Genomic DNA, 13,601 nt, shown 5'->3' on the forward strand with positions numbered 1-13,601 from the left:
GAGTAAGAGGTGATCGGCGGTAGTCGAAACGCGAGTCCTACACAGCGTCGTACTTTCCTGTACTCACGGCTTCGGTGGAGTCGTGGTGGATTCGACCGTGTCGGGCGCGGAGTGGTTCACCGGTGCCGCCCCACCGGTGGGCAATGATCTCCGCGGCGATCGACACTGCAGTCTCCTGAGGTGTTCGAGCGCCGAGGTCCAGCCCGATCGGACTCGCCAACCGAGACAGTTCGATGTCGGTCAGCCCCGCTTCCCGCAACCGAGCTGTGCGATCGTCGTGAGTTCGGCGTGATCCCATCGCACCGACGAACGCCAGACTCGGGATCCGCAACGCCACCTCGAGCAGTGGTACATCGAACTTGGGGTCGTGGGTGAGCACACAGACCACGGTGCGTTCGTCCAACTCCCCCGCCGCAGACTGCTCGGACAGGTAATCGTGCGGCCAGGCGACCACGACCTGCTCGGCGGCAGGAAACCGCTGCGGAATCGCGAAGACCGCCCGCGCGTCACAGACGGTGACGCGGTAGCCGAGAAATGCACCCTGCTGCGCCACCGCGGCCGCGAAATCGATGGCACCGAATACGAGCATCCGCGGCGGCGGAGCGTGGCTGGAGACGAACACGTCCATCCCTTCGCCCCGACGCTGACCGTCGGGCCCATAGGTCAGGACGGCCGAACGACCGGCTGCGAGAAGACCTTTCGCGTCGTCGCCGACGGCAGCGTCGGCGCGCGCGCTGCCGAGCGAGCCCCGAGTACCAGATTCTCCGACGACGATCCTGCGGCCGAGCCGTTCCGAATCGACATGCGCGACGACTGTTGCCACCGCAACGGGCACGTTGCTACGAACGTCCGTGACGAAAGACTCGAATTCCGGAAAGGTGCGCTGCGAGACCCCCTGCACGAACACGTCGAGCGTTCCGCCGCAGGTGAGCCCGACCGCGAAGGCGTCGTCCTCGGATACCCCGTACCGGGTGAGGACCGAAGCGCCCGTGTCCATCACGTCCTGCGCGAGTTCGTACACAGAGCCCTCGACGCAGCCACCCGAGACCGAGCCCGCGACGGTGCCGTCCGGACCGACGACCATCGACGCACCGACCGGACGCGGTGCCGAATCGAAGGTGCGAACCACTGTCGCGACCGCTGCCACGTCGCCGGACTGCCAGAGGAGCAGTACGTCGTCCAGGATGTCGTGCATCGAACCTCCTTCGGCACCGATCGCATTGATTCCGACCACAGACTTCCCGCAGCAATCGTCCCCCAACCCATGCCTGCGCAGTCGGCGTAAACGGAAAGGTACACTCGTCAACCGTGCTCGAGCGGGTCCGCCCGCACGCGCCAGCCTCCGTAGCTCAGGGGATAGAGCAAGGGCCTTCTAATCCCTTGGTCGCAGGTTCGAATCCTGCCGGGGGCACCCTGTGACCAGCGCGAACGCTCGACGGCCACTCATCGAGACCAGGAACGGCGTCACTGTGAACCTCACTGTCATCCCCGTCCGACACCGTCCTGCGACTACCGCAGCATGAGCATCACGTGGACCGAGGACGACAGCGATCGGACGTCTCGCTGGCAGTCGGAGAACGGCGCTCCCCCGCCTCGAGTGGTGCGGATCGTGAACGATTCGACGACCGCGGACGTGGCGTACAAGATGGCCACCATCGGTGAGGCCCTGCTGTGGCGCGGTGATTACAACAATGCTCGGCAGTTGTTGTCGGCGATGACCCGTCGGGTGCCGCCTGCCAAGCAGTTGTCGGACGCGTCCCCCGCCGAACGGTTCCATCTGCATCGCCAGTACCAAGCGCGACGGGCCCGAGTGCTGGGAATGCTTCTGGTGGAACTCGATTCGGACTTCCAGCTCGGACTCGGTCGGGCGCCGGATGTGCGTGCGGCCGTGACGGAGGCACTCGGCACGGACGCGGCACCGTGCGTGCTGTCGTTGCGCGAACTGCTCGGCATGGTCGGTGCGCACGAGTGGCGTCGAAAGGGCGTCTTCGTGCCGGCACTCGACGCGTCGATCCACCCGCATTACGGAGTCTTCTCCCCCGTCCGCGGCGAATACATTCAGCTCGTCGCCGAGGCACCCCTGCCGGTCACGGACCGAGCGTTCGACATCGGCACCGGATCGGGCGTCCTGGCCGCAGTTCTCGCCCGTCGGGGCGTGACCTCGGTGGTCGCCACCGACAAGGACCCGCGGTCCATTGCCTGTGCGCGGGCCAACATCGATGCTCTCGGATACACGGACCGGGTCGAGGTTGTGCAGACCGACATCTTCCCGTCCGGCCGCGCGGGACTGATCGTGTGCAATCCACCATGGATTCCCACGAAGCCGACATCGGGCATCGAACATGCGGTCTACGACCCGGGGTCCCGGATGCTCAAGTCCTTCCTGAGCCGACTCCGTGGGCATCTGGCACCGAACGGTGAAGCGTGGTTGGTATTGTCCGACCTCGCCGAACTGCTCGGATTGGCAACTCGCGCAGACCTTCTCCTCGCCATCGACAACGCCGACCTTGCTGTCGTCGGCCGCGCCGACACCACCCCGACGCATTCACGCGTCACCGACTCCTCCGATGTGTTGCACGAGGCACGCTCGCGCGAAACCACGTCGTTGTGGCGGTTACGCGCACGCTGACAGCCGATCCACGTACGAGAGCGCCGCCCGAGCATTGCTCGGGCGGCGCTCTTGTCGTTCGGTGAATCAGTGTCGGTCGCGGGTCTCGAACTCTCCGTTGATCACGGTGCCGAGTGGAGCGTCTCGCTCCGCCTTCTTCGCCGCCTCACGCATCTCGATGCCGTCGGTGATCAGATCACCGATTTCACGAGTGACGTCACGGACGGCTCCGGCGATGATCACCACGATCCGACCGACGTGCTCAGCAGCCGATTCGGTGAACTCCTGCACGGTGTCCTTGTTGCGCTCGAACTTTCCTACCAACAGGACCGCCCCCTTCGAAGTCGTCACGCTGCGCTGGTCTTCTTACGCTCGACGATAACACCGGCCGGAGCCGCCGATCCCGTGAGTGAGTTGGGCAGGGCGAGCTTGAAGATCTTGCCCCACACGGTGCCGATCTGGTGGAAGAAGCCACCGGTGTTGTACGGCAGGTCGTACTTCTCGCACAGTGCCTTGACCTCGGGCGCGATCTGCGGGTAGCGGTGCGCGGGCAGGTCGGGGAACAGGTGGTGCTCGATCTGGTGCGAGAGGTTGCCCGACATGATGTGGAACAGCGGAGATCCCTCGATGTTGGCCGATCCCAGCATCTGACGCACGTACCACTCGCCGCGGCTCTCGTCGGCGGTCTCTTCCTTGCTGAAGGTCTGGACTCCGGTCGGGAAGTGGCCACAGAAGATGATCGAGTAGGTCCACACGTTGCGGATGAGGTTGGCGGCGACGTTGCCGACGACCGTGGAGGCGAAGAACGGACCCGTCAGGGCAGGGAAGATCACGTAGTCCTTGAGGGCCTGCTTGCCTGCCTTGCGCCACATGCCCTGCAGCAGCGGCTTGACGTCGTGCCACTTGCGCTTGCCCTGCACGATGTTCTCGGTCTCGAGATCGTGCAGCATGACGCCCCACTCGAAGAACGTCATCAGCAGGAATGCGTAGACCGGGTTGCCGAGGTAGTACGGGTTCCACTTCTGGTCCTGGTCCATCCGCAGGATGCCGTAGCCGATGTCGCGGTCCATACCGACGATGTTGGTGAACGTGTGGTGCATGTAGTTGTGCGAGTGCTTCCACTGATCTGCCGGGCAGACGGTGTCCCATTCGAACACCTCGGAGTTCAGGCCGGGTTCACGCATCCAGTCGTACTGGCCGTGCATGACGTTGTGCCCGATCTCCATGTTGTCGAGGATCTTGGCCACACCGAGGGCACCGACACCGGCCAGCCACGCCGGCGGGAGGAAGGGCAGGTACATCAGCGCGCGGCCGGTGACTTCGAGGCCTCGCTGTGCCTTGATGATCTTGTAGATGTATTCACGGTCCTCGTCGCCGAGCTTGGCGACGGTGCGGGCGCGCAGATCGTCGAGTTCGCGACCGAGCTCTTCGACCTGTTCGTACGTCAGCACGGTGGGCTCGTCGGGCAGGGTCTCGCTGCGACGGAAAGGCAGCACGGTGGTGGGCAGGATCGAGAGAATCGTTCCGAGCATCTGATGATCTCCAATTCGATCGGGGTCGAGATGAGTCTGTGGTGTGCGTCTGAGGTGGATCTAGATGTCGATGTCGACGTCACCGACGGCAACGGACACGCAGAGCTGGATCTTCTTGTCGGATTCGGTGTCGGTCTCACCGGTCTTGATGTTCTTGGTGCAACCGGACTTCTTCACCGAGGTGCAGGTGAAGCAGATGCCCATCCGGCACCCGTTGGCCGGTGAGAGCCCCGCAGCTTCGGCCTGTTCGAGCAGCGTCTCGCCGTCGTTCTCCGAGGACACGTCGCTACCGGAGAACGTGGTGGTTCCGGTGACGTCGTCGCTGACGGTGGCGAACGAGGGCGTGAACTCCTCCAGGTGCAGTCGCTCACCGAGGCCTGCGTGGTCGAAGAACGACGTCACCCCCTTCATGAGTCCGGGAGGTCCGCACAGGAATGTGTCGGCGTCGGCGAACCAGGGAGCCACTGCATCGAGGTGTTCTTGACCGAAGAACCCGTACAGGTCGCCGCCGGTCTTCTGCTCGGTGTACGCGAAGACGATGTTCACGTTCTCGTGCTCGGCGGCGATCTTTTCCAGATCCTCCTTGTACGCGACATCGTTCTCGGTGTACGCGTAGTGCAAGAAGGTCAGGTCGCTGCTGTACCCCTCGTCCAGCAGCGACCTGAGCATGGACAGCACCGGCGTGATGCCGCTGCCACCGCTGATCAGCAACGTCTTTGCCGGGCGTGGTTGGGGAAGCTCGAACGTGCCGTCCGCCTGCGACAGGCTGACCACCAGGCCGACGTGCGCGTTCTTGTGCAGGTACTGCGACACCAGGCCCTCGGGGTGCGCCTTGATCGTCAGTTCGATGCGGCCGTCCTTGCGGTACTGCGAGCACGCTGGCGAGTAGCAGCGGGTGTGGCGTACGCCGTCGATGACGACTCCGACCTGAACGAACTGGCCGGCCTTGAATCCCTTCCACTGACGAGTGGGACGGATGGTGAGAGTCAACGAGTCTTCGGTGGACCGGTGTATCTCGGTCACTTCGCCGCGTAGGTCACGAACGGTCGTCATGGGATCGACGAGTTCGAGGTACCGATCGAGCGCGTGGGGCGTAGCCATGGCCTCGAACAGGGAAAGAAGCGAGAACTTGCGCGAACCCGAGGTTCGCGACGGACGTTCTTGAAGCGTCATTCCATCCTCCCTAACCGGATCGAAACCTACGACCCATTCAGTGAACGATTGTGCACTAACATGAGTGTGACAGAGCAACACCGGTACCTGTCAACGTTTATGTGACGGCCATTACAGAGCGGATCGACGGTTCACCGGCGTTGGGGAGGAACCGGAAGGGAGATCACAGAGTGCGCGCCCATAAACTGGACGTTGTGACAGAACCGGGGACCCGCGCCGAGCGGAAGGAGCGCACGCGCCAGGCACTGATCGAGGGCACCCTCGACCTGCTGCGCGAACGTTCGTTCGCCAGCGTCAGCCTGCGCGAGGTCGCTCGATCCGCCGGAATCGTCCCCACCGCGTTCTACCGACACTTCGCCTCGATGGAAGACCTCGGCGTCGCCCTCGTCGAGGACAGCATGCGCATGCTGCGCCAGATGCTGCGCGATGCCCGACGCAACCCGAGCACCAAGACCGCCACCGAGTCCTTCGGCATCCTGGTCCGTCAGGTACGCAGTCACGAGGAACAGTTCCGCTTCCTCAGCCGCGAGCGATACGGCGGCGTCACCGAGGTACGTCGAGCCTTCGCCACCGAGCTACGCCTGTTCGTCAGCGAGCTGACGATCGACCTCTCCCGCATGCCCGGCCTCGAACAATGGGACGTCGCCGATCTGGAGATGACCGCAGATCTTCTCGTCTCGACGATGCTCACCGCTGTGGTCGGCCTGTTGGAAATCGACAGACCGGGTAGTGCGAACGAGAGGGACCTGATCGAGCGGACCGAGAAGCAGATCCGCATGATCATGCTCGGGATGAGCCGATGGGAACCACGACGAGCTTGACCGTTGAAGGCACAACGGCCGCGAAGGGATGTTCATGACCGAGGTACGTGTCGGCGAGTACATGTTCGAAGTCTCGATATCGGGACCGTCGGACGGTGTGCCGGTGGTTGCCCTGCACGGCTTTCCACAGACCAATGTGTCGTGGACCGCGGTCACTCCCGGCCTGGTCGCCGCAGGTTGCCGGGTGATCGCGCCCAATCAGCGGGGCTACTCCCCCGGTGCCCGCCCGATCGGCGTCGAGCACTATCGCATCGAACTTCTCACGGGCGACATCCTCGGTTTGCTCGATGCACTCGATCTCCCATCGGCGCATCTGGTCGGACACGACTGGGGTGCGGTGGTCGCCTGGCATGTCGCCGCCGAGCACCCCAAGCGCGTGCGCACCCTCACCACGGTGTCGGTCCCGCATTCGGCGGCGTTCAACTGGGCCATCCGCGAGGACCCGGATCAGCAGGAGCGGTCGCAGTACTTCGGCCTGCTTCGAGACCCCGAGAAAGCCGAACGAGTACTGGTGGAGAACGACGCACAACGGCTCCGGGCCATGTTCGGGGCGGACAGTCTCGACGACGAATACGTACGGCATCTCACCGTCCCCGGGGCTCTGACGGCTGCATCGAGTTGGTACGCCGCAATGACCCGGGAGTTCGCGAACCTCGCGCCGGTCACCGTGCCCACCACCTACCTCTGGAGCAACGGCGACACCGCCATCGGTCGAGCCGGAGCGGAGCGCTGCGGCGAATTCGTCGATGCGCCGTATCGATTCGTCGAACTGGACGGAATCTCGCACTGGATCCCGGAAGAAGCACCCGCGGAACTGACGGCCGAGATCCTGGCCCGAATCGACTCCGTCTAGACCTGCTCCGGAGCCCGCACTTTCAACAGCGCCAGCAGGCCGGCCGCCAGGACGACTATCAGCCCTGCGATACCAGCGCGATCGGCGTCGAACAGCCATACGAACAAGCCGAACAGCGACGGCGCAAGGAACGACGCGGCGCGACCCGTCGTTGCGAACAGTCCGAAGAACTGACCTTCGCGCCCGGGTGGAGCGAGCCGGGCCATGAAGGTACGCGCGGACGACTGCGACGGCCCGACGAACAGGCACAGGATCAGACCGAAGATCCAGAACATCGTCGGTCCCGAGACGAACAGCAGAATGGTCCCGGCGGTGATCATGCAGGTGAGGGAGAAGACGATGACCTTCTTCGGGCCGATTCTGTCGTCGAACCGTCCTGCGACGATGGCTCCGAGTCCGGCGATGACATTGGCGGCAACGCCGAACAACAGCACATCGCCTGCACCGATGTCGTACACGCTCACGGCGAGCACGGCCCCGAAAGTGAACACGCCTGCCAGTCCGTCGCGGAACAATGCGCTGGCAATCAGGTAGTGGACGGCGCGGCGGTCTGCGCTCCACAGCTCGCGGACATCGCGAACGAGCACCTTGTACGACGCCGCGAAGCCCGCCTCTGCGGCCTTCGGATCGGCAATTGCTCGGGGTACCTCGGGTACCGCGAACATCACCGGGATGGCCGATACGGCGAACCACACGGCCGCGAGCAGGGCTACGAGCCTGATGTTCAGTCCACCCTCGGTGCTCAATCCCAACACGCCACGGGTGTCACCGTCGCCGACGATGAATCCGACGTAACACAGGAGCAGCAGCACGATCCCGCCGAAATAGCCCATGGACCAACCGAATCCGGAGACCCGGCCGATGTTCGCGGGGGTGGAGACCTGCCGCAGCATCGAGTTGTACGGGATGCTGGCCAGCTCGAACATGATGGATCCGAGACCGAGCAACACCAGGCCGAGCCACAGGTAGTGGTAGTCGTCGCGAACGAAGGACAGGCCTGCCATGGCCACTACCGTCAGCGTGGTCAGCACCCCCAGCAGCCACTTGCGTTTGCCCCGCGCATCGAAGTACTGCCCACACACCGGCGCGAGAAGCGCGATGACGACGCTCGACAGCGCGATCGACCAACTGAACCAGGTGGTGGCCGAGATCGAACCGGGCAGGTCGTCGCCGACGGCGTCGGTGAGATACACGGAGAACACGAACGTGAGAATCACGGCGTTGAATGCGGCCGAGCCCCAGTCCCAGAACCCCCAGGCGGTGACCTGCTTACGCGTTGTGGCGACTCCGACGACAGCGGTCTCCGGCTGGGTTCCCATGGTTGCCAACTGTAGACCGCGGTGAATCCGTTTCGAGGTGCACCTAGTTGCATAGTCATCGCGTTGCATACATACTCTCTGGGTGGCTTTGGAACACGCGATTCTGGTTTCCCTCTCCGAGCTCAGTGGCTCGGGGTACGAGCTCGCCCGCCGCTTCGACAAGTCCATCGGATTCTTCTGGAGCGCAACCCATCAGCAGATCTACCGGACGCTTACGCGGATGGACGGGGCCGGGTGGATCACCGGTGAGGCAGTCGCGCAGGACGGCCGGCCGGACAAGAAGGTGTACTCCGTCAGCGCTGCGGGTCGTGCCGAGCTCGATCGCTGGATCGCCGCTCCGACCGATCCCTCGCAGCTTCGCGAGGAACTCGCCGTCAAGATCCGCGGTGCCGCCAACGGTGACGTCGAATCTCTGAAGGTCGAGGTCGCCCGCCATCGCGATGTTCATGCCACCCGCCTCGATGTCTATCGACTGATCGAGAAGCAGGACTTTCCGGCCCCCGCTGCCCTCACCGGCACCGCGTTGCATCAATACCTGGTGCTGCGCGGCGGAATTCGCGTCGAAGAAGGATTCACCGAGTGGTGCACCGAGGTATTGGAGAAACTGTGAAGACCGAGCAGACCGCTGGCCCGTATCCGATCCTGTTGTCGCCGTTGAATGTCGGCGCGACCACGCTGAAGAACCGCGTGATCATGGGATCGATTCACACCGGCCTCGAAGATCGCGCCCGCGACACCGGCCGCCTGGCGGCCTATTTCGCCGAGCGTGCCCGCGGCGGCGTCGCACTCATCATCACCGGGGGTTACGCCCCCAATCGCACCGGTTGGCTGTTGCCGTTCGGAGCAAAGCTGACCAATCGCATCGAAGCCCGTCGGCACCGCCGAATCACTGCGGCCGTGCATCGCGAGGGCGGCAAGATCGCGTTGCAGATCCTGCACGCAGGCCGATACTCGTATCAGCCACTGAGTGTGTCGGCGTCGTCGATCAAGGCTCCTATCAACCCTTTTCGGCCCCGACGACTCACGTCGAGGGGTGTCCGCTGGCAGATTCGCAACTTCGTGCGTTGCGCCCGGTTGGCCCAGAGCGCCGGGTACGACGGCGTCGAGATCATGGGCGGCGAGGGCTATTTCATCAACCAGTTTCTTTCCGAGCGCACCAACAAGCGGCGCGACGAGTGGGGCGGTTCGGCGGAGAATCGTCGGCGGATGGCCGTGGAGATCGTGCGGCAGACGAGGGCAACGGTCGGACCGGACTTCCTCATCGTGTTCAGGCTGTCGATGGCCGACCTCGTGGAACAGGGCCAGAGCTGGAACGACATCGTCGCGCTGGCCGAGGACGTCGAGGCCGCGGGCGCGAACATCATCAACACCGATATCGGGTGGCACGAATCTCGAGTCCCGACCATTGTCACCTCGGTTCCGCGAGCTGCGTTCGCGGACATCACCGGCAAGCTCGAGAAGCACGTGGCCATTCCCGTCGCCGCGTCCAATCGCATCAACATGCCCGAAATCGCCGAGAACATCCTCGCCCGTGGCGACGCGCAACTGATAGCGATGGCCAGGCCGATGCTGGCCGACCCGTTCTGGGTCGAGAAGGCCGCCACCGACTCGGCCGATCGGATCAACACCTGCATCGCATGCAATCAGGCCTGCCTGGACCACGCCTTCGTACACAAGAAGGTCTCGTGCCTGGTCAACCCGCGGGCCGGACGTGAGATCGACCTGCAGCTGCTGCCGACGAAGAAGACCAAGAAGGTCGCGGTCGTGGGAGCCGGGCCCGCAGGCCTGGCTGCCGCGCTCAATCTCGCGCAGCGCGGCCACGCCGTCAGCCTGTTCGAGGCCAGAGGTGAGATCGGCGGGCAGTTCGGTATCGCGCGGCTCATCCCCGGCAAGGAAGAATTCGCCGAGACCATCCGGTACTTCTCGAGCGCGCTGCGCACCGCAGACGTCGCCGTGCACCTCGACACCCGAGTGACCGCCGCCGAACTTCTCGCGGGCGAGTTCGACGAGGTGGTGCTCGCCACCGGCGTCACTCCTCGAATTCCGCGAATCCCCGGCATCGAACACCCGTCGGTGCTGTCGTACGCGGAGCTGGTGCGCGACGGCAAGCCCGTCGGCGATCGGGTCGCCGTCATCGGTGCCGGTGGCATCGGTATCGACATCTCCGAATTCCTCACCACCGACGCGTCCCCCACGCTGGATCTGAAGGAGTGGAAGCAGGAGTGGGGCGTCACCGAGCCGGAGGCTGCGGCAGGTGCGTTGACGACTCCGGTGCCCGCGCCCTCTCCGCGTGAGGTGTATCTGCTGCAACGCAAACCGGGCCGCATCGGTGCCGGGCTGGCGAAGACGACCGGCTGGGTTCATCGCGCTGCACTGAAAGCCAAAGGTGTGCATCAGCTTTCGGGCGTCAACTACGAGAAGATCGACGACGCGGGACTGCACATCTCGTTCGGTGAGAAGCACGAGCGGTCACGTGTGCTCGAGGTCGACACCATCGTGATCTGCGCGGGCCAGGAGTCGGTTCGCGATCTTGTCGACGAACTGAAAGCTGCGGGCACCACCACGCACATCATCGGCGGTGCCGACGTCGCTGCGGAGCTCGACGCCAAACGGGCCATCGAGCAAGGCACCCGGCTCGCGGCAACGATCTGATCTGTCCGCTAGCCTGTCTCACCGTGAGCCTGCCGAAGCCCAGCCCAGCTGCCCGCGCCGTCGTTACCGGAGCCTCCTCCGGAATCGGTGAAGCCCTGGCCACCGAACTCGCTGCCCGTGGACATTCACTGATCGTGGTGGCCCGACGCGGCGAGCTGCTCGAGGCGTTGGCCGCCAAGCTCACCGCCGAGCACGGCGTTGCCGTCGAGGTGCGTCAGTCGGATCTGTCGAATCGCCAGCAGCGACAGGAACTGGTGACCGAGCTGTCCGAGCGCGAGATCTCGATCCTGTGCAACAACGCGGGCATCGCGACGTTCGGACCGCTGGCCGGTCTCGATCCCGCGTACGAACGCGACCAGGTCGAGCTCAATGCCGTTGCGGTGCACGACCTCACGTTGGCCGTCATGCCCGGCATGATCGGACGCGGAGCAGGCGGCATCCTCATCACCGGTTCGGCGGCAGGCAACATGGCCATCCCCAACAACGCGACCTATGCCGCCACCAAGGCCTTCGTGAACACGTTCTCCGAGTCGCTGCGCGGCGAGCTCGCAGGCACCGGCGTCAACGTCACCCTGCTCGCTCCTGGCCCGGTCAGGACCGAGACACCCGATCCGGCCGAGGCATCGATCGTCGACAAGATGGTTCCCGACTTCCTGTGGATCGACAGCGCCTACACCGCGAAACTGTCACTCGACGGCCTCGAGAAGAACAAGATGCGCGTGGTTCCGGGTCTGCTCAGCAAGGGCATGTCGGTGGCCGGGCAGTACAGCCCGCGCAGCATCTCCGCACCCATCATCGGCAGCTTCTACAAGAAGCTGGGCAACTGATCTCAGCGTCGACGACGGCGTCCGGTTCCGAAGATGCTGCGCGAGATTTCCCGTCCGGCTGCCGAGGCCGCCGATCGGAGAAAACTCTTCACGGCCGGGTTGCCCATGATCCGCTCGGCAGCGGACGGCCCGTCCGGCTCGCTCGGGGGTAGATCGGGCATATCCGCAGGCAGGGGCGGGATGTCGAATTTCTCGGCCGGAGCCGGTACGTTCGCGACTCGCGCGTTCATGCGCTCGTAGGCCGACTCGCGATCGACCGTCTCTCGGTACTTGGCGGACAGTGTGCTCGAGGACGCGGCCGCTGCGATGGCGTCGTTGCCGATGGTGTCCATCAGAGAGCGGGGTGGGCGAATCTTGGTCCACGCCACCGGCGTCGGGGCCCCCTTCTCCGAGAGCACCGTCACGATGGCCTCACCGGTACCCAGGGATGTCAGCGCTTTCTCGAGGTCGTATGCGTCCGTCTTGGGGTACGTGCGCACCGTCTTGTTCAGTGCCTTCTGATCATCGGGCGTGAACGCGCGCAGGGCGTGCTGAATTCGTGCACCCAGTTGCGAGAGAACGTCGTTGGGAACGTCGGTGGGCAGCTGCGTGCAGAAGAAGACGCCGACGCCCTTGGAGCGAATGAGCTTGACGGTCTGCTCCACCTGCTGCAGAAATGCCTTCGACGCGTCGGCGAACAGCAGGTGCGCCTCGTCGAAGATGAAGACGAGCTTGGGCTTGTCGACATCACCCACCTCGGGCAGCGTCTGGAACAGATCGGCGAGCACCCACATCAGAAACGTGGAGAACATCACCGGACGCGAAGCCTGCGCCCCGAGTTCGAACAGCGTGATGACGCCTCTGCCGTCCGGCCCGACGCGCAACAGGTCCTCGGTCTCGAGTTCCGGCTCGCCGAAGAACGTGTCGCCGCCATCGGCTTCGAGGTTGACGAGTGCGCGCAGAATGACGCCCGCGGTTGCCGAGGAGACTCCCCCGATGCCTTTCAAGTCGGCCTTGCCCTCGTCACTGGTGAGATGCATGATCACCGACCGGAGGTCTTTGAGATCGAGCAGAGCGAGCCCCTGGGAGTCGGCCCAGTGGAAGATCAGACCGAGGGTGGACTCCTGAGTGTTGTTCAGCCCCAACACCTTACTGAGCAGAATTGGTCCGAAGGCGGTGATGGTGGCACGGACGGGGACCCCGATTCCTCCGGTGCCGAGGGAGAGAAACTCGACCGGATGGCCAGCGGGAGCCCAGTCGGGAATGCCGGTATCGGCCGCTCGGCTGCGGATTTTCTCGTTGTCCTCACCCGGCTGCGACAAGCCCGACAGATCGCCTTTGACGTCGGCCATGACGACGGGAACGCCTGCGGCGCAGAGCTGTTCGGCAATACCCTGCAGAGTCTTTGTCTTTCCGGTTCCGGTGGCCCCGGCCACGAGACCGTGTCTGTTCAACGTGGCCAACGGAATTCGAATGCGGGCAGCCGGGTCGGTGACGCCGTCCAGCACCACGGTTCCCAACTCCAATGCCGCCCCCTCCGACGCGTATCCGGCGGCGATCTCGGCGGCCTTACCACTCGAGGCCGGACGCTGCCCCTGTTCTGCAGCGAGCGCCTCGGCTTCGGCCGCGTCGGCTGCAGCCAGTGCCTCGGCAGCCACCCGTGCAGCTTCGACAGCGGCAGCCTTGGCGGCCTTGGCCTTCTCTGCTGGGCTGAGCGTGGGTGCCGGCTGCGTCGGGTCGACTGTCATGTCCGCATCCTCCATGAACGTGTGCTGGTGCCGAACGGGTTCGATCGCCACCGCAAACCCTAGCGGCATCGCAGCTCGCACTAGTGTGG

The 13,601-nt window shown here is 64.5% G+C and carries 12 protein-coding genes and 1 tRNA gene; 7 read left to right on the forward strand and 6 right to left on the reverse strand.

Going from position 1 to position 13,601, the window contains the following annotated elements:
* Positions 1–37: 37 nt before the first annotated feature.
* Complete coding sequence (locus tag ACNEOT_RS21325; RefSeq protein ID WP_415976607.1) at positions 38–1,195, reverse strand: XdhC family protein; 1,158 nt, start codon at positions 1,193–1,195, stop codon at positions 38–40.
* A 143-nt stretch (positions 1,196–1,338) separates the two neighbouring features.
* Between ACNEOT_RS21325 and ACNEOT_RS21330 the strand changes: the two genes are divergently transcribed.
* A tRNA-Arg gene (locus ACNEOT_RS21330) sits at positions 1,339–1,411 on the forward strand.
* Between the two features lie 108 nt (positions 1,412–1,519).
* Positions 1,520–2,629 (forward strand): methyltransferase, encoded by a 1,110-nt coding sequence (locus ACNEOT_RS21335; RefSeq protein ID WP_415976608.1) that lies wholly within the window; start codon positions 1,520–1,522, stop codon positions 2,627–2,629.
* A gap of 66 nt (positions 2,630–2,695) precedes the next feature.
* Here ACNEOT_RS21335 and ACNEOT_RS21340 read toward each other — a convergent pair whose 3' ends face one another.
* The 3 genes from ACNEOT_RS21340 to ACNEOT_RS21350 are packed head-to-tail and all read right to left on the reverse strand — an operon-like array spanning position 2,696 to position 5,313.
* Entirely contained in the window at positions 2,696–2,932 is a 237-nt protein-coding gene (locus tag ACNEOT_RS21340; protein ID WP_415976728.1) for a hypothetical protein, read from the reverse strand.
* Positions 2,933–2,955: 23 nt separating this feature from the next.
* A complete protein-coding gene (locus ACNEOT_RS21345) occupies positions 2,956–4,140 on the reverse strand; it encodes a fatty acid desaturase family protein (protein WP_415976609.1) in 1,185 nt (394 codons plus the stop codon).
* Positions 4,141–4,200: 60 nt separating this feature from the next.
* Complete coding sequence (locus ACNEOT_RS21350; RefSeq protein ID WP_415976610.1) at positions 4,201–5,313, reverse strand: ferredoxin reductase; 1,113 nt, start codon at positions 5,311–5,313, stop codon at positions 4,201–4,203.
* A 194-nt stretch (positions 5,314–5,507) separates the two neighbouring features.
* Between ACNEOT_RS21350 and ACNEOT_RS21355 the strand changes: the two genes are divergently transcribed.
* Positions 5,508–6,134, forward strand: coding sequence for a TetR family transcriptional regulator (locus ACNEOT_RS21355; RefSeq protein ID WP_415976611.1), 627 nt, complete (start codon positions 5,508–5,510; stop codon positions 6,132–6,134).
* Between the two features lie 28 nt (positions 6,135–6,162).
* Positions 6,163–6,987, forward strand: a complete 825-nt coding sequence (locus tag ACNEOT_RS21360; RefSeq protein WP_415976612.1) for an alpha/beta fold hydrolase — start codon at positions 6,163–6,165, stop codon at positions 6,985–6,987.
* Here ACNEOT_RS21360 and ACNEOT_RS21365 read toward each other — a convergent pair.
* Positions 6,984–8,306, reverse strand: coding sequence for an MFS transporter (locus ACNEOT_RS21365; RefSeq protein ID WP_415976613.1), 1,323 nt, complete (start codon positions 8,304–8,306; stop codon positions 6,984–6,986). The two genes, ACNEOT_RS21360 and ACNEOT_RS21365, sit on opposite strands and share 4 nt — an antisense overlap.
* A gap of 82 nt (positions 8,307–8,388) precedes the next feature.
* On the opposite strand from ACNEOT_RS21365, the gene ACNEOT_RS21370 reads away from it, so the two are divergent.
* Genes ACNEOT_RS21370 through cmrA form a run of 3 tightly spaced genes read left to right on the forward strand, consistent with a single transcriptional unit; the run spans position 8,389 to position 11,785 of the window.
* Positions 8,389–8,916 carry a PadR family transcriptional regulator gene (locus tag ACNEOT_RS21370; RefSeq protein ID WP_415976614.1) on the forward strand — a complete coding sequence of 176 codons (528 nt, stop codon included), beginning with the start codon at positions 8,389–8,391 and terminating at the stop codon, positions 8,914–8,916.
* Positions 8,913–10,958, forward strand: a complete 2,046-nt coding sequence (locus ACNEOT_RS21375; RefSeq protein WP_415976615.1) for an FAD-dependent oxidoreductase — start codon at positions 8,913–8,915, stop codon at positions 10,956–10,958. Before ACNEOT_RS21370 ends, ACNEOT_RS21375 begins: the two co-directional genes overlap by 4 nt.
* Before the next feature lie 23 nt (positions 10,959–10,981).
* A complete protein-coding gene (gene cmrA / locus ACNEOT_RS21380; protein WP_415976616.1) occupies positions 10,982–11,785 on the forward strand; it encodes a mycolate reductase in 804 nt (267 codons plus the stop codon).
* A gap of 2 nt (positions 11,786–11,787) precedes the next feature.
* Here the strand turns inward: cmrA and ACNEOT_RS21385 are convergent, their stop codons facing one another.
* Positions 11,788–13,512: a helicase HerA-like domain-containing protein gene (locus tag ACNEOT_RS21385; protein WP_415976617.1), complete on the reverse strand. Its 1,725-nt coding sequence runs from the start codon at positions 13,510–13,512 to the stop codon at positions 11,788–11,790.
* Between the last annotated feature and the right edge of the window lie 89 nt (positions 13,513–13,601).

It is taken from the genome of Rhodococcus sp. 077-4 (assembly GCF_047782425.1).
Taxonomy (GTDB): domain Bacteria; phylum Actinomycetota; class Actinomycetes; order Mycobacteriales; family Mycobacteriaceae; genus Rhodococcoides.